The sequence below is a fragment of the Streptomyces yangpuensis genome (genome assembly GCF_024666385.1).
Taxonomy (GTDB): domain Bacteria; phylum Actinomycetota; class Actinomycetes; order Streptomycetales; family Streptomycetaceae; genus Streptomyces; species Streptomyces yangpuensis.
In genome coordinates this window covers 1,897,642-1,912,123 of sequence record NZ_CP102514.1, presented here as the reverse complement: position 1 = coordinate 1,912,123, position 14,482 = coordinate 1,897,642, and the positions used below count along the sequence as shown (strand labels likewise).

Annotated in this window: 13 protein-coding genes; 7 read left to right on the top strand and 6 right to left on the bottom strand. The window is 75.6% G+C overall.

Translation table 11 applies throughout. From position 1 onward, the window contains the following. Positions 1-42: 42 nt before the first annotated feature. A complete protein-coding gene (locus NRK68_RS08810) occupies positions 43-657 on the bottom strand; it encodes a hypothetical protein (protein WP_257855533.1) in 615 nt (204 codons plus the stop codon). Between the two features lie 175 nt (positions 658-832). On the opposite strand from NRK68_RS08810, the gene NRK68_RS08805 reads away from it, so the two are divergent. The 3 genes from NRK68_RS08805 (at position 833) to NRK68_RS08795 (ending at position 6,501) form a co-directional block, all read left to right on the top strand. Next, positions 833-2,215 carry a helix-turn-helix domain-containing protein gene (locus NRK68_RS08805; RefSeq protein WP_257855532.1) on the top strand — a complete coding sequence of 461 codons (1,383 nt, stop codon included), beginning with the start codon at positions 833-835 and terminating at the stop codon, positions 2,213-2,215. Between the two features lie 111 nt (positions 2,216-2,326). Next, entirely contained in the window at positions 2,327-5,299 is a 2,973-nt protein-coding gene (locus tag NRK68_RS08800; protein ID WP_257855531.1) for an SCO1167/SCO6262 family helicase, read from the top strand. Then, the gene (locus tag NRK68_RS08795) at positions 5,296-6,501 is read left to right on the top strand and encodes an SWIM zinc finger family protein (protein WP_257855530.1); all 1,206 of its coding nucleotides are present in this window, start codon (positions 5,296-5,298) and stop codon (positions 6,499-6,501) included. Before NRK68_RS08800 ends, NRK68_RS08795 begins: the two co-directional genes overlap by 4 nt. On the opposite strand, the gene NRK68_RS08790 is transcribed toward NRK68_RS08795, so the two are convergent. Beyond that, the gene (locus NRK68_RS08790) at positions 6,482-7,030 is read right to left on the bottom strand and encodes a hypothetical protein (RefSeq protein WP_183069531.1); all 549 of its coding nucleotides are present in this window, start codon (positions 7,028-7,030) and stop codon (positions 6,482-6,484) included. The two genes, NRK68_RS08795 and NRK68_RS08790, sit on opposite strands and share 20 nt — an antisense overlap. Before the next feature lie 126 nt (positions 7,031-7,156). On the opposite strand from NRK68_RS08790, the gene NRK68_RS08785 reads away from it, so the two are divergent. After that, the gene (locus NRK68_RS08785; protein WP_257855529.1) at positions 7,157-7,855 is read left to right on the top strand and encodes a chaplin; all 699 of its coding nucleotides are present in this window, start codon (positions 7,157-7,159) and stop codon (positions 7,853-7,855) included. 163 nt (positions 7,856-8,018) lie between these two features. Here the strand turns inward: NRK68_RS08785 and NRK68_RS08780 are convergent, their stop codons facing one another. Then, positions 8,019-8,711 carry a DUF2293 domain-containing protein gene (locus NRK68_RS08780; RefSeq protein ID WP_183069533.1) on the bottom strand — a complete coding sequence of 231 codons (693 nt, stop codon included), beginning with the start codon at positions 8,709-8,711 and terminating at the stop codon, positions 8,019-8,021. 148 nt (positions 8,712-8,859) lie between these two features. Between NRK68_RS08780 and NRK68_RS08775 the strand changes: the two genes are divergently transcribed. Continuing rightward, positions 8,860-9,258: a cupin domain-containing protein gene (locus tag NRK68_RS08775; protein ID WP_308296103.1), complete on the top strand. Its 399-nt coding sequence runs from the start codon at positions 8,860-8,862 to the stop codon at positions 9,256-9,258. A gap of 27 nt (positions 9,259-9,285) precedes the next feature. On the opposite strand, the gene NRK68_RS08770 is transcribed toward NRK68_RS08775, so the two are convergent. After that, the gene (locus tag NRK68_RS08770; protein WP_183069535.1) at positions 9,286-10,740 is read right to left on the bottom strand and encodes a WGR domain-containing protein; all 1,455 of its coding nucleotides are present in this window, start codon (positions 10,738-10,740) and stop codon (positions 9,286-9,288) included. Positions 10,741-10,832: 92 nt separating this feature from the next. On the opposite strand from NRK68_RS08770, the gene NRK68_RS08765 reads away from it, so the two are divergent. After that, complete coding sequence (locus tag NRK68_RS08765) at positions 10,833-11,480, top strand: nucleoside/nucleotide kinase family protein (protein WP_183069536.1); 648 nt, start codon at positions 10,833-10,835, stop codon at positions 11,478-11,480. 238 nt (positions 11,481-11,718) lie between these two features. Here the strand turns inward: NRK68_RS08765 and NRK68_RS08760 are convergent, their stop codons facing one another. Further along, on the bottom strand, positions 11,719-12,624 hold the full coding sequence (locus NRK68_RS08760; RefSeq protein WP_257855528.1) for a carbohydrate kinase family protein: 906 nt from the start codon (positions 12,622-12,624) through the stop codon (positions 11,719-11,721). After that, positions 12,621-13,565, bottom strand: a complete 945-nt coding sequence (locus NRK68_RS08755; RefSeq protein ID WP_183069538.1) for a pseudouridine-5'-phosphate glycosidase — start codon at positions 13,563-13,565, stop codon at positions 12,621-12,623. The genes NRK68_RS08760 and NRK68_RS08755 overlap by 4 nt, the downstream gene beginning before the upstream one ends. Between NRK68_RS08755 and NRK68_RS08750 the strand changes: the two genes are divergently transcribed. Continuing rightward, a complete protein-coding gene (locus NRK68_RS08750) occupies positions 13,453-14,412 on the top strand; it encodes a class I SAM-dependent methyltransferase (RefSeq protein WP_308296102.1) in 960 nt (319 codons plus the stop codon). The two genes, NRK68_RS08755 and NRK68_RS08750, sit on opposite strands and share 113 nt — an antisense overlap. Positions 14,413-14,482: the final 70 nt, after the last annotated feature.

Genomic DNA, 14,482 nt, shown 5'->3' with positions numbered 1-14,482 from the left:
CGGGGTCCCGGCCGGCCGGGCGCCGCGCGCCGGGGCCCGCGGCTACGGATTGAGCTTGTTCACGGCCTTCGTCGTCGTCTTCTTGAAGGCGGCGACCGGAGCCTGGGACAGGTCGCCCATCTGTCCCCACTTCACGACGGTCACGGTGGAGCCGTCGCGCCCGATCCCGTACAGGTGCACGCCCGGCTCGGACTCCGGGATCGAGGTGTGGACCCCGTAGACGTGCGCGCCCTCCTCGACGGGCAGGGTCCCGTAGTCCTGCCAGGAAGCCGTGCCGCCCGGGGTCGTGCGCAGCCAGTCGGCGGCGCAGGCGGCGACCCTGCGCTCCAGCGTGCCGACGAGCTTGGCGGCCGCGGCGGGCGAGGCGGAGCGTACGGAAACCTGCACGGCGCCCGTGTCGAACTCGGTGCCGAACGTGCGGTGCCAGCTGCCCGCCGCCGGGAGCGCGCCGTCCAGGCAGAACGGCGCCGTCTCGGGCAGCCCCGCGGTGATCTCGCCGGCGTACCAGGCGGACGACGGGTGCGGCGGCAGATCGGTGCCGTTCAGGAAGCCGGGCGCGGTGGCGGCCGCGGCGGGCGAGGCGGTCAGGGCGAGGGCGGCGGCCGCCGCGACCAGCGCGGTCGCGAGGCCGGAGGCGGTGCCGGTACGTCGGAACATGTCGGTTCTCCCCGTGGATGCGTCGGTGTGCGTGCCTGACGAGACTGTTCCCCGGCCGGGGGCGGGGGCCACGGTTCGGGGCGAAATCGGGACACTGGAACGCCCGTACACGCTGTCACCTGGGGGAACACCTCAGGCATGGAACGGAGCCACGGGACGGGGGACGGGGGACACCGTGAGTGAGGCCGAGGATTTCGCGCGGCTGATGCGGGAGATGAAGGAACGCGGCGGGCTGAGTTACGGCGTACTGGCGCGCAGACTGCACACGAGTACGTCGACTCTGCACCGCTATTGCAGCGGGGACGCACTGCCCGTGGAGTTCGCCGTGGTGGACCGCTTCGCGCGGGCCTGCGGGGCCTCGGCGGCGGAGGCGGTGGACCTGCACCGGGCGTGGCTGCTGGCGGACGCCCGGCGGCGGGCGGGGACGGCGGCATACCGGCCCGCATCCCGGCCCGCGCCGGAGCCGGTGCCGGAGCCGTCGGCCGCGCCGGAGCCGGAGCCGGAGCCGGTGCCGTCAGCCGCGCCCGAGCCGACCGTCGCTGCGGAGCCGACGCCCGCTGTCGTGGGGGAGTCGGCCGTGGTGGTCGGCCCGGCCGCGGCGGCGGGGCCGGGGGCCCGCCCGTCCTGGTACCGGCGCCGGGCGGCCGTGGCCGCCGCCGCCGGGCTCGCGGCGGGGGCGGTGGCCGTGGCACTGCTGGCGGTGACCGGGCCGGACCCGGGCGCGCCCTCCGCCGGTCCGGGGGCAGGGGGCGGGGCCGGTACGCGGGGGCCTTCGGGATCCGCCTCCGCGGGGCTCACCCCGCCGGAGGCGGGAGCGGCTCCACCGGAGTCGGCGACGGGTCCCGCGACGGGTTCGGCACCGCCATCGGAACCGGGGGCAGGATCCGCCACCGCGTCGGCTCCGTCCTCCGCCTCGCCGCCCGTCCCGGCCCCCGGCCGGGTACCGGCGGCGCCCCTGAAGGCGGCGGTGCGGTCGCACGTGTGGGCCGCGGGCTGCGATCACGCGTACCTGACCGAGCGGGGTCCCGGATCGGTGCCCCCGCCACCGGTGGAGGCCGACGCGCCCGCCTGGGCGGCGGCGCAGCGCGCCGTGCACGCGGGGTCCCAGATCGTCGAGGTCACCCTGCACGGCACGGGTGGGGGAGCGGTCGTCCTGGAGGGCCTGGAGGTGCGGGTGGGCGCCCGCCGTACGCCGCCCGCCTGGAACGTCTACCAGATGTCCCCGGGCTGCGGCGGAGGTCTCACCCCGGCCGCCTTCGCCGTCAACCTGGACGCGCCGCGCCCGCTGGCCCGCCCCGTCGCCGGGAACGACGCGGGGGGCCGGCAGCCGGCCCCGGCCTTTCCGATGCGGGTCTCGGCGGCCGAGCCGGTCGTCCTGCGGGTGGAGGCCGCCACCACGGGTTGCGACTGCGACTGGTCCCTCGACCTGCGGTGGACCTCGCCGGCCGGCTCGGGCACCCTGCGCGTCGACGACGGGGGACGCCCGCTGCGCACGAGCGCCGCGCCCGGGCGGCCGGTTTACGGGTACGCGCTGGAGCAGGGCCGCTGGGCCCGCTGAAACAGCAGGTCAGGGGCGATGTCGGTGGGCGCACCTAAACTCATGGCAAAGGGGCCGGAGGGCCCGCGAGGACAGTGTGAGCACGTCGTGAGGGAGCGGGAGGGGGACATCATGACAGCGCAGCAGGAGACACGGCCGGAGACAAAGCCGGAGACACAGGCACCGCGGTGGTCGCCGCAACGGTCACTGCCGCAGCCGCAGCCGCAGCCGCAGCCGCAGCCGCAGCCGCAGCCGCAGCCGCAGCAGCGGCAGTCGCAGCCGCCGACGCCGCAGCCGTCCGCGCTGCTGCGCCACGCCGCCGTCTTCCTGCCCGCCGCTGTCCCCCGGCAGGGCCGGGTCGCCTTCTGGTCGCCCGACGGGGACCCGCTGCCCGAGGCCGGCACACCGGCCCCGCTCACCGTCGTCCGTCCGCACGGCGCCGGGGTCCGCAGCCGGACCGTGCCCGCGGTGACCTTCTCCGTGGCCGCCGCCCTGCCCCTGCTGGTGCGGGCCCCCCGCAGCCCCGCCGCGCATCCCGCCACGCGGGCCTGGGGCACCGCCGCCACGCAGGCCCTCACCCTGGCCGCGCGCGGCAGGCTGCTCCCCGGGCTCACCCCCGAGGGCGTCGACGCCTGGCGGGCCGGCCCGCTCGACGCCGCCGACATCGCCCATCTGCGGGCGATCGCCGCCGCCCTGCCCCACGAGGGGTATGCGACGCCCCTCGCCGGGCGACGCCCGCTCCGGCTGCCCGAACCGGAGGCACTGGTCCGCGCCTTCCTCGACGCCGTCGCCGACAGCCTGCCCCGTACCCCGGCGGCGGCCGTCGCCGCCGGACGGCCGTTCGCCGCGCGGGAGCCGCAGCGGGTCCCCGGGATACAGGAGTGGGCCGCGCAGGTCGCGGCCGGGGCCGACACCGGGGTCGGGCTCTCGCTCCGGCTCGACCTGTCCTCCTTCCGCCTCTTCGACGAGGCCGAGGGGGAGGAGACCCGGCGCGCCGGCGCCGCCGTCGTCCAGGTGCACAGCCTCGCCGACCCGACGCTGGTCACCGATGCGGGGCAGCTGTGGGCCGGCACGGCCGGGGCCGGTTTCGGGCCGCGCGCCCGGATCGACGCCGTGCTCGCGCTGCGCCGGGCCGCGCGGGTCTGGCCGCCGCTGCTGCGCCTGCTGGACCAGCCCGTGCCCGACGCCCTGGCGCTGTCCGACCCCGAGCTGGAGGACCTGCTGGGGGTGGCCGCGACCCGGCTGGCGGCCGCCGGGGTCGTGGTCCACTGGCCGCGCGAGCTGGCCCGTACGCTGTCCGCGACCGCCGTCGTACGGTCCACCGCGCCCGGGTCCGCCACCGACGGGACCGCCTTCTTCGACGCGGAACACCTCTTCGCCTTCTCCTGGGAGCTGGCCCTCGGCGGTGACCGGCTCACCCCCGGCGAGATGGACGCCCTGGCCCAGGCCCACCGGCCCGTCGTGCGGCTGCGCGACCAGTGGGTACGGGTCGACCCGGAGCTGGTGCGCAAGGCGCGCAAGCGCGAGCTGGGTCTGCTCGACCCGGTCGACGCGCTGGCCACCGCACTGTCGGGCACCGCCGAGATCGACGGCGAGCGGGTCGAGGCGGTGCCCGTGGGGGCGCTCGCCGCCCTGCGGGAACGGCTGACGGCGGAGCTCGCCCCGCTCCCGCAGCCCGCCGCGCTCAAGGCCACCCTGCGCGACTACCAGGCGCGCGGCCTGGCCTGGCTGGACCTGATGACCTCCCTCGGCCTCGGCGGCTGCCTCGCCGACGACATGGGCCTGGGCAAGACCGTCACCCTGATCGCGCTGCACCTGCACCGCGACCGCCGCGAGCCGACGCTCGTGGTGTGCCCCGCCTCCCTCCTGGGCAACTGGCAGCGGGAGATCGAGAAATTCGCGCCGGGCACCCCCGTGCGCCGCTTCCACGGCGGCGGCCGCAGCACCGAGGACCTGACGTCCTGCACGGGCGGGTTCGTGCTCACCACCTACGGGACGATGCGCGCCAGCGCCGCCCTGCTCGCCGAACAGCGCTGGGGCATGGTCGTCGCCGACGAGGCGCAGCACGTCAAGAACCCCCACTCGGCGACCGCGAAGGCGCTGCGTACGATCCCGGCTCCGGCCCGGGTGGCGCTGACCGGCACCCCGGTGGAGAACAACCTCTCCGAGCTGTGGGCGCTGCTCGACTGGACCACGCCGGGGCTGCTGGGTCCGCTGACCACCTTCCGGGCCCGGCACGCCCGCCCGGTGGAGCACCAGCAGGAGGAGGACGGCGGCAACGAGGCGGCGGTCGCCCGGCTGGCGGCGCTGGTCCGGCCGTTCCTGCTGCGGCGCAAGAAGTCCGACCCGGGCATCGCGCCCGAGCTGCCGCCGAAGACGGAGACCGACCACCCGGTGTCGCTCACGCGTGAGCAGGTCTCGCTGTACCAGGCCGCGGTGGACGAGGCGATGGCCGTGATCGAGTCCAGCGAGGGCATCGAGCGACGCGGCATGATCATGAAGCTGCTGGCGTCGCTCAAGCAGATCTGCAACCACCCCGCGCAGTACCTGAAGGAGGAGCAGCCCCGGCTCCCGCACCGCTCGGGCAAGCTCGCCCTGCTGGACGAGCTGCTGGACACGATCGTCGCCGAGGGCGGGTCGGTGCTGGTCTTCACGCAGTACGTGACGATGGCCCGGCTCATCGAGCGGCACCTGGCGGCCCGCGGGATCGCCACCCAGCTCCTGCACGGCGGCACCCCGGTCGCCCGCCGCGAGGAGCTCGTGGACCGCTTCCAGGCGGGCGAGGTCCCCGTCTTCCTGCTGTCCCTGAAGGCGGCGGGCACCGGCCTCAACCTGACCCGCGCCGGCCATGTCGTCCACTTCGACCGCTGGTGGAACCCGGCCGTCGAGGAACAGGCCACCGACCGCGCCTACCGCATCGGCCAGACCCAGCCCGTACAGGTCCACCGGATCATCGCCGAGGGCACCGTCGAGGACCGCATCGCCGAGATGCTGGAGGCGAAGCGGGCCCTGGCCGACGCCGTCCTCGGTTCCGGCGAGGCGGCGCTGACCGAGCTGACCGACCGCGAGCTCGCCGACCTCGTCTCCCTGCGGAGGCCCGCATGATCACCGCCCGGGACGACCGCCGCCGCACCTTCGAGACCGTGCCCGCCGGGGCAGCGGCGGTCAGCTGGTGGGGACGGGCCTGGGTGGCCGCCCTGGAGGAGGTCTCCCGCGATCCGGCCCGGCTGGCCCGGGGCCGCGGGTACGCCGAGGGCGGGAACGTCGACGCGGTGACCGTCACCCCCGGCCGGATCGTCGCGTACGTCCGGGGCAGCAGGCCCCGCCCGTACCGCACCGAGCTGATCCTGCCCGCCTTCGCGGACGCGGAGTGGAGCGAGCTGCTGGAAGAGGTCGCGGCCGACCCGGCGGCGCTCGGCGCCCTCCTGGAGCGAGAGGTTCCGCAGTCGCTGGCGGGGACCGTCCTGCCCGGGGCGGGCGAGCTCGTCCCGCACTGCTCCTGCCCGGACACCGGGCGCCCGCCGTGCAAGCACGCCGCCGCCCTCTGCTACCGGGCGGCCCGCCTCCTCGACGAGGACCCCTTCGTCCTGCTGCTCCTGCGCGGCCGCGGCGAGCGGGAGCTCCTCGACGACCTGACCCGCCGCAACGCCGCCCACGCCGCCCGCGAACAGCCCGATGAGGCACCGGACTTCCCCGGAGTACCGGCCCGGGAGGCGCTCACCCGGACCGTGCTGCCGCCGCTGCCCGCGCCGCTCGCCGCGCCCGCGGCGGCGGGCCTTCCGCCCGCCTGTCCGGCCGACCCGGCGGCCCCGGACCCGCTGGCCCTCGACCAGCTGGCCTCCGACGCGGCCGCCCGCGCCCTCACGCTGCTCACCACCGGCGAGGATCCGATCGCCGGCCTCACCTTCTGGCAGGACGCCGTCCGGCTGGCCTCCGCGGACCCCACGGCGGGCCTGACGGGTGCGGCCCGTGTCCTCTACCGGGAGCTGGCCCGCGCCACCGGGCGTACCACCACCGACCTCGCGCGGGCCGCGGCGGCCTGGCGCCAGGGCGGGCGTGCCGCCCTGGCCGCGCTCGAAGAGGCCTGGGACCCGCCGGCCGGACCCTTCGACCGGGCCCGCCCGGCGCTCCTCGCCGCGTCGCAGGGGGTCTTCCGCCCCGAGCGCAACCGCCTGACGTCCCACACCCGCCAGCTCCGGCTCGGGCGTGACGCCCTCTGGTACGCCTACGAGTCCCGGCCGGGCGATGACGACTGGTGGCCCACGGGCCGCCCCGCCCAGGACCCGGTCAGCGCCCTGCTGGGCTGAGACCCTCCGCCCAGCGGGTCAGGGCCGTGAAGTCGCGGTCCCGCAGGCCGTGGCGCGGGTGGACGCGCAGCAGGAGGGCCGGCGCCGGATGGTGGGCGGCGACCCACGCCCGGTCCCGCGGGGTGATCATGTCGTCGACCCAGGCGAAGGGGCGGCCGGCGGCCCAGTCCCTCAGGTGCCGGGTCTTCCAGGAGAGGCCGTCGGGGTCCTCGGCGAACAGCTCGGGCCATTCGACGACGGACAGGTCGCCGGGGAGCCCGATGTGCGGGGAGATCAGGGTGTTGGCCTGGTGCGTCCACGCGGTGGCCCAGGTCAGCTCGAAGGGCAGGGCCAGCAGCCGGGCGCCGTGGGAGGGATGGAGACGGATCCGGGCACCGCGTCGTGCCCTGCGGGATTCGGGGTCGCGGTAGGAGAGCCAGACCTCCGGCCACATGCGGTGGCTCTTGTACCCGCGCAGTCCCGCGAAGGGGGCGCGGAAGGGGTTGAGGGGGCCGTCCACGTCGAGGAGGAGCAGCGGGCGTTCAGTCATGAAGTACCCAGTACCCAGTACACGATTGAGTGAAATGCCTACCGCTTCTATAACCCGTATGGGTTCGCAGGCGTTGTCTCCGGTGCGGGGCGAGGCCCCGAAATCCACCGGAAGGCAGGGAAAGTGATGCGTAACAGTCGTCGAAGCGGCGTGATCGCGACGGTCGTTGCGGGCGGCGGTCTGGCCGTCGCGGGTGTGGGCGGCTTCGCCCACGCCGACGCGGACGCGGACGGCAGGGCCGAGCGCTCGCCGGGTCTGCTGTCCGGGAACCTGATCCAGCTGCCTGTGAACCTGCCGGTGAACGCCTGCGGCAACACCGTGAACGTGGTCGGCGTACTGAATCCCGCGGCGGGCAACCGCTGTGCGAACGAGTCCGGGGGCGGCGGCCATGCCGAGCAGGGCGGCGGGAACGGCGGGGGAGCAGTGGCAGAGGGGCGCGGAAAGGATTCTCCGGGCGTATTGTCAGGCAATGGGATCCAGCTGCCCGTCGACCTCCCGCTGAACGTCAGCGGCAACTCGGTCAACGTGGTCGGCGTCGGGAACCCCGTGTACGGCAACTCGTCCGTCAACGGCGAGAAGCCCACCCCCGGCAAGCCCGTCCAGCCGCCCGTCGTCGAGAAGCCGGTCACCCCGGCCGAGCCGGCCGAGCCGGCCGAGCCGGCCACCCCCGTCACGCCGGTCGTCCCGGTCACCGAGGTCCAGCCGCCGCGGCACAGTGAGGCGCTCGCCCACACCGGCGCCGACGGTGTCGGCTATCTGGTGCCCGCCGGCGGTGCCCTGCTGCTCGGAGGCGTCCTGCTCTACCGCCGCTTCCGCCTCAACTAGGCCGTCTCTTCCGGATCTTGCCTTACCCGCGCCGCCCGGCACCGCACCTCGCCGCGGTCTCGAGGCACCCGAGTAGGTCCAGTACACGGGAGCCTCTCCGCCTTGCGCTGCTTCCCCTCGGCCCTGCGGGCCTGGGGGGCCCATGGCACCGGACGACGCGGGCTCAATCGGCAAGATCCGAAAGAGACGACCTGGCCTCCGTCCGCGGCACGGTGCGCCATCCGTCCAGGATGGCGTCGATCCGTGCGGCCAGCCGGGCGCGGGCCGCGAAGCGGGGGACGCCCGCCATCAGCAGGGCGTCGTACTCGGTGTCGGTGTGCCGTACGGCCGCCCGCACCGCCACCGAGACCGCCGCCTCGTCCAGGGCCCGCCCGGCCGCGGTGCGGCCCACCCGGCCGCTGCCGCGCAGCGAGGCATGGGCTGCGATGGCCACGGCCCGGTCGGCCGGGCAGCCGGGGAACAGCCGCACTATCTCGGCGGCGAAGGCCGCCGTGAAGCGGACGTCCTGCGCCGCGCGACGCAGCCGGTCGCGCTCCCGGCGGCGCGCCCGCGCCTCGGAGTCCGCCAGGCAGGCGCGTTCCGCGGCGGCCAGCGCCGCCTCCTCGACGAGGAGCCCGAGGCGCTCGTACCGGCGGCGCCGCCTGTGGAAGCGGACCACGACCGCGCAGAGCGCACTCGCCTCGCGCGAACGGCGGGTCAGCGCGGCGTCCCCGCGCGGGAGATAGACGAGATGCCCCAGATCCGCGCAGTCCAGACACCGGGGCACACCGGCCTCGCGCACCAGGTGCCGGAGGGGCCCCTGCCGGCACTCCGCGCAGTGGATCTGCTTCAGCGACTCGAACACGACCAGGCTCATACGGGTGTGATACCGCCGTCCGACCCTCATATCACCTGGTGGGGAAGGGACGTTGAGGTTTCACCGAGTCTTCCGGATTCGGCCTGATCACTCCTACGGTGGGCCGTGGACCATGGACCGCGGTGGCCGGTCCACGGAGGAGGAACACATGCGCGCACGGCGGACGACCACGGCGCGGCCGCCGGTGACCGGCTTCGGCATGGGCACCGGCAGGGCATGCGTGACCACGATCCCGGCAGGCCGGGAGATCGTCATCCCGCCCGGCGGCTGCACCGGCTGGCACTACCACCGGGTGCGGCTGGAAGCCGTCGTCCTGGCGGGCACCCTGACCCGGGTCCTGCACGACCTCAGCGTCGAGGTGCACCGGCCCGGGACCGCCTTCGTGGAACCCGCGGGCATCGGGCACATACACCTGGGCCACAACCTGGGCACCGAACCGGTCGTCCTCCACGTGACCCCCCGGCTGCCCGAGGGGACCCCCTTCTCCATACCCACGCCGGCTCCGGCCGGCGCCACCCCGGAGGTCTGCCTCCACCACACCCACTGAGCCGCCGCCCGGGCCGCCCGGCCGCGCTCACACCAGTCGGCGTATCTCCCCGCGGACCCGGTAGAAGCCCCCGGAGGCCGCGTGCAGGCCGTCGACCACATACCGGGCGCCGACCTCCCTGATCCCCCGCGGGAACTGCACGTTCCAGGACGGCTCGAAGCCGCCCGACACCACCTGCACCCGCATCCTGCCGCCCTGCTGGACGCACTCCACCACCACGGCGCCCGCCGGCTCCGAGGCCACCGCGGCCATCGAGACCGTCGCCACCGCCGAGGCCGAGGCGGCCGGGGTGAACACCGGCAGCGCGGCCGCCGACTTCACATCCATCGGCGCGGGCACCGAACCCTGCTGGGCCGCCGCGATCGCCTGCTCGCTCGCGTCCACGCAGACCAGGGAGCCGTCCGTGGTCACCAGATACAGCCGCCCGTCCAGGTACTGCATCGACAGCGCCGACCCGCCGCCGGTCCCCAGCTTCCACAGCCGGTTCCCGTTCGCGTCGAAGCAGTAGACCGAGGAGGAGGAGTCGCCCGCGAAGACATGGCGGCCGTCCGGCGAGGTCGCGCACGAATACACCGCAGCGTCGCACCGGTAGGTGGCCTCCGTCGCCCCCGAGGCCTTCGACAGCCGCTGCACGGTGTTGCGGACCGTACCCGCATACACCGAGTGCTCCTCCTGCCAGCCGAACAGAACCCCGCCCGGGGTGGCGCTGTGCCACAACTGCCCGGTGCCGTCCGCCGCGTAGGCCGTCACACCGGCGCTGTGCCCGTGATAGACCGCCCGCTCGTCGGCCCGCACCATCCACGCACCCGACCCGGAGGACTTCCGCGACCACTGGTGCTCGTCCTCGTGGTCGATGACGGTCAGACCGCCGTTCGCATCCGACACGTTCAGCACGCCCTCGTGGATGTCCAGCCAGTAGATGTCCACATCCGCCGCGATGCCGTAGGCGCCGAACGGCACCTTCGACGACAGGTCGTACACCGTGCCGTCGTCACAGCCCGCGTATATCCAGAACTCGTCCGCCACCAGGCACTTCACCCCGTCCGGCAGCGAATAGCGGGCCAGCACCTCACCGCCGTGGCTCAGCGTGTAGACGTCACCGGCCTGGTTGCCGACCCAGCAGCGGTCCTCGTCGACGTGGATCCCGAAGGCCGCGGAACCGGTCCGGAAACGCCAAAGCACCGGGGCGACGGCACGAGCCGTCGAGGGCGCCGACGTCACCTGGCGGCGCGTCACCGCCCGGGCGGCCCGCTGCCCCTGCACGGCCGGGGCGTACCCCTTGCGGACCTTCTCCCCGATCTTCTTGGCGGCGGCGGCCCGGGCCTTCTCGGCCGTCGGGAAGGAGGAGCTCTGCAACTGGCCGGGCGCCCCGATCCGTCCGTAGCGCACGGAGACGGCCGTGCCGTCCACGGTCACCTCGTAGAACTTGTGCGCCCCGCCACCGTCCTGCGACAGCTCCAGGTACGTCGTCTCCCGAGCCATGACAGACCCCTCCCCGAAAACCGGTCCACCGGCGCCGTTTCCGCGGTGATCCCTCCTGAGAAAAGCTACGGGCGACCACTGACAATGGGCCGGTGCAGTGGAAAGCGATCACATGGCAGCGGATGGCCGAGCGGCTCGCCGGTCACCTCGACGACCCGGACAACGCCCCCGGGCCCGACGCCTGGCAGCGCGTGGGCATCGACGGAGCGCCCGCGGCGGACACCGGTGCCCTCGCCGGTCTGCTCGCGGACGAACTGCGGCTGCGCGGACGCTCGGTCCTGGTCGTGCCGACCGGCGGCTTCCTGCGGCCGGCGTCCCTCCGGTTCGAGTTCGGCCGCCGGGACGTCGACGCCTACCTGGACGGCTGGTACGACACGGCAGCGCTCTGGCGGGAGGTGTTCGGGCCGACCGATCCCGGCGGGACCGGGCGGGTGCTGCCGGACCTGTGGGATCCGGCGACCGACCGGGCGACCCGCAGCCCCTACGTCGAACTCCCGGCCGGTGGTGTGCTGCTGGTGCACGGGCCGCTGCTGCTGGGGCGGTGGTTCCCCTTCGACCTGAGCGTCCACGTACGGCTCTCGGCGGGGGCGCTCGCGCGGCGGACCGAGGAGTCCGAGCGGTGGACGGGGGCGGCGTTCGCCCGGTACGAGGCGGAGGCGGATCCGGCCGGCGCCGCCGACGCGGTGGTGCGGGCCGATGATCCCAGGCATCCTGCCTGGACCGGGATTCGGGGGCGGTGACCTGGGGTTGGGGTGCGGGTGCGGGTGCGGCTGTCGCTGCGCGGAGCCTCCTCCCCGCCCCGCCCTTTCGCCGTTTCCCGGGCTCTGCCCGGACCCGCGCCTCAAACGCCGGCGGGGCTGGGGTGGGCCGGCGGGGCTGGGGGTGGGCCGGCGGGGCTGGGGTGGGCCGGTCGGGCGGGGAGTGGGCTGCGGTCGGGCGTCGGGCCAGTTCGGGGGCAGGCGTTGCGGCAGGACCCCCTCAGGGGCGGCCGCCTGGGTGGGTTATGGCTTGGGCTGCTGCGCGGCAGCCCGCGCGGGCCGACTCCGTCGGGTCCGCACCGTCCAGGCGGGCCGCCAGGAAGGCGCCGGTGAAGGCGTCACCGGCGCCCGTGGAGTCCACCACCGGCTCGGCCGGCTGCGCGGCCGCCACCTCGGCCGTGATCCGGCCCCGCTCGGCCACCAGCGCCCCCGCCCGGCCCCGGGTCACCACCACCAGCGGGATCCGCCGGCTCAGCTCCGTCGCCGCCCGGGCCGCCCCGGCCCGCTCCGGCAGCCCGGCCAGCAGCCGGGCCTCGTCCTCGTTCGGCAGCAGCACCCCCGTCCCCGCCACGGCGTCCAGGAAGCGCCGCGGGCCCAGCGCCGCCAGGAACCCCGCCGACGCCGGGTCCACGCTCACCGGCACACCCCGCGTCCGCGCCGCCCGCAGCGCGACCATGGCCAGCTCCCGGCTGCTGTCCGCGAAGAACAGATAACCGGACAGGTGGAGATGCGCAGCCCCGTCCAGCAGGGACGGGGCCCAGTCGGCCGGGCACAGCCGCAACGAGGCCCCGCTGTCGGTGAGGAAGGTCCGCTCCGCGTCCGTGCCGACGAGGGCCACCACCGTTCCGGTCGGCTCCTCCGCGTCCACCACCAGCCGGGGCCGCACCCCCGCGTCCACCAGGGCCCGTTCGTGCCACCGCGCCGATTCCGCGCCCACCCGCGCGAGGAGCCGTACCTCGGCGCTCCCCGTAAGGGCGGCCCAGCACGCCGCGTTGGCCCCCGCCCCGCCCGGCAGGGTCCGGATGCGGGCCGCGGTGTCGGTGGCCGGAGCCAGCGGCTCCGGATGCATGGCCACCACGTCCGTCACCACGTCCCCGACCACGAGCAGCGCCCCCGCCGCGGTCATGCCCGCGCCGCCCAGGCCCCGGCGATCCGGGCGCCGAGCCGTACGTTGCCGCGTACCGCCGCCAGGTTCGCCTCCAGCGAGGCCCCGGCCGTCGCCCGTACCAGGAACCCCAGCAGGAACGGGGTCACGGCCTGACCCGTGATCCCCTGCTCGCGGCACGCGGCGAGGGCCTCGGCCAGGACCCGGTCGTGCAGCTCCGGGTCCAGCTGCTGATCGGCCGCCACCGGATTGGCCACCAGCAGCGCCGCCTGCGGACCGCCGAGCGCGTCCTGGGCGGCCATCACCGCCGCGACCTCCTCGGGCCGGTGCACGGTCCAGTCGACCGGCTCGCCGGAATCGGCCAGGTAGAACCCGGGGAACCGGTCCGTGCCGAACCCGAGCACCCCCACCCCCAGCGTCTCCAGCCGCTGCAGCGTGGCCGGCACGTCCAGGATGGACTTCACCCCCGCGCACACCACCGTGATCCGGGTCCGCGCCAGCAGGGAGAGGTCCGCGGACTCGTCCTGCGTCTGCGTCCATTCGCGGTGGACGCCGCCCAGCCCGCCCGTCGCGAAGACGCGCAGGCCCGCCCGGGCCGCGAGGAAGGCCGTCGCGGACACCGTCGTCGCCCCGGTCGCGCCCGTCGCCAGCGCGGGCGCCAGGTCCCGGTGGCCCAGTTTGCGCACGCCGTCACCGGCCGCGATCCGTTCCAGCTGGGTCTTGTCCAGGCCCGCGCGGGCCACGCCGTCCACGACCGCGACCGTCGCCGGAACCGCGCCCTCCGCGCGGACCAGTTCCTCCAGTTCGAGGCCCACCTCCAGGTTGCGGGGGCGGGGCAGGCCGTGCGCGATGATCGTCGATTCCAGGGCCACCACGGGCCTGCCCTGCGCGAGCGCCTCGCGCACCTCCTCCGACAGGACCGGTCCACCGGACGGGGATGCAGTTGCTCTGTGCTGTGACATGTCCCCATCCATGGCACGGGATCGCCGCCTCCAAACGCACTCCCGTCACACCCGTCCCAAGCTGTCCGAGGAGCGTTCCCCCACGGACACGCGCGGCTCCCACGACGGCCTCGCCGACCGCTACGAGCCTGTCCACCCGGACTGGACCGCATCCGCCGCCCGCCAGAACCGGGCCCTCGACGCCCTGCTCACCGCCGTGCCGGGCCCCGGACCGCACGCCGTCCTCGACAACGCCTGCGGCATCGGAACCCGGGCGCTGGGCCTGTCCGCGCCGGGCCACGAGGTCGCGGGCACCGACCTGAGCCCCCGCTCCGCCGCCCGGGCGACGCGGGAGGCCGCCGCCCGCGGACTCGCCCCGCCCGTCGCCGCCGCCGACATGCGCACCCCGCCCTTCGTGGACGCCTCCTTCGACGCCGTGGTCTGCGCCGACAACGCGCTGCCCCACCTGCTGACCGCGCAGGACGTGCGCGCCGCCCTGGCCGAAACCCGGCGAGTCCTGCGGCCTGGACGAGCCACCCGCCCGTGCGGGGACCTGCTGGGGACCGGCCGCGGAGCGAGGCCCCGCACGTCCACACGGGCCCCCACGGGCGGCGGACCACCACCTTCCAGCTGTGGCACCGGCACGCCGACGGGGGGCGCTGCGACCTGGAGCTCTTCCAACTGCTGCCGGCCGGCGACACCTGGACGCCCCGCACCTCGCGCGCCACGTACTGGGCGCGCAGAAGCGGACCGCGCGGTTCGCCCGGGAGGCCGGCCTGTGCGACACCGCCTGGCACGCGCCGGTGGACACCGGCTTCCACCAGCCGCTCCTCACCGCCGGACGCCCCGCTCCGACTGGACAGGGTGACTCGTGGGCCGGGCCGTTCCTGGACGCTGTGGTCACCGCGCCGGGCGGGCGGGCCGCACTACGCTGGCGC

Excerpts from the sequence above, each read along its gene's own strand:
- NRK68_RS08810 (WP_257855533.1), bottom strand. The coding sequence starts at position 657 with ATGTTCCGACGTACCGGCACCGCCTCCGGCCTCGCGACCGCGCTGGTC.
- NRK68_RS08800 (WP_257855531.1), top strand. The coding sequence starts at position 2,327 with ATGACAGCGCAGCAGGAGACACGGCCGGAGACAAAGCCGGAGACACAG.
- NRK68_RS08795 (WP_257855530.1), top strand. The coding sequence starts at position 5,296 with ATGATCACCGCCCGGGACGACCGCCGCCGCACCTTCGAGACCGTGCCC.
- NRK68_RS08790 (WP_183069531.1), bottom strand. The coding sequence starts at position 7,030 with ATGACTGAACGCCCGCTGCTCCTCCTCGACGTGGACGGCCCCCTCAAC.
- NRK68_RS08785 (WP_257855529.1), top strand. The coding sequence starts at position 7,157 with ATGCGTAACAGTCGTCGAAGCGGCGTGATCGCGACGGTCGTTGCGGGC.
- NRK68_RS08780 (WP_183069533.1), bottom strand. The coding sequence starts at position 8,711 with ATGAGCCTGGTCGTGTTCGAGTCGCTGAAGCAGATCCACTGCGCGGAG.
- NRK68_RS08775 (WP_308296103.1), top strand. The coding sequence starts at position 8,860 with ATGCGCGCACGGCGGACGACCACGGCGCGGCCGCCGGTGACCGGCTTC.
- NRK68_RS08770 (WP_183069535.1), bottom strand. The coding sequence starts at position 10,740 with ATGGCTCGGGAGACGACGTACCTGGAGCTGTCGCAGGACGGTGGCGGG.
- NRK68_RS08760 (WP_257855528.1), bottom strand. The coding sequence starts at position 12,624 with ATGACCGCGGCGGGGGCGCTGCTCGTGGTCGGGGACGTGGTGACGGAC.
- NRK68_RS08750 (WP_308296102.1), top strand. The coding sequence starts at position 13,453 with ATGATCGTCGATTCCAGGGCCACCACGGGCCTGCCCTGCGCGAGCGCC.
- NRK68_RS08755 (WP_183069538.1), bottom strand. The coding sequence starts at position 13,565 with ATGTCACAGCACAGAGCAACTGCATCCCCGTCCGGTGGACCGGTCCTG.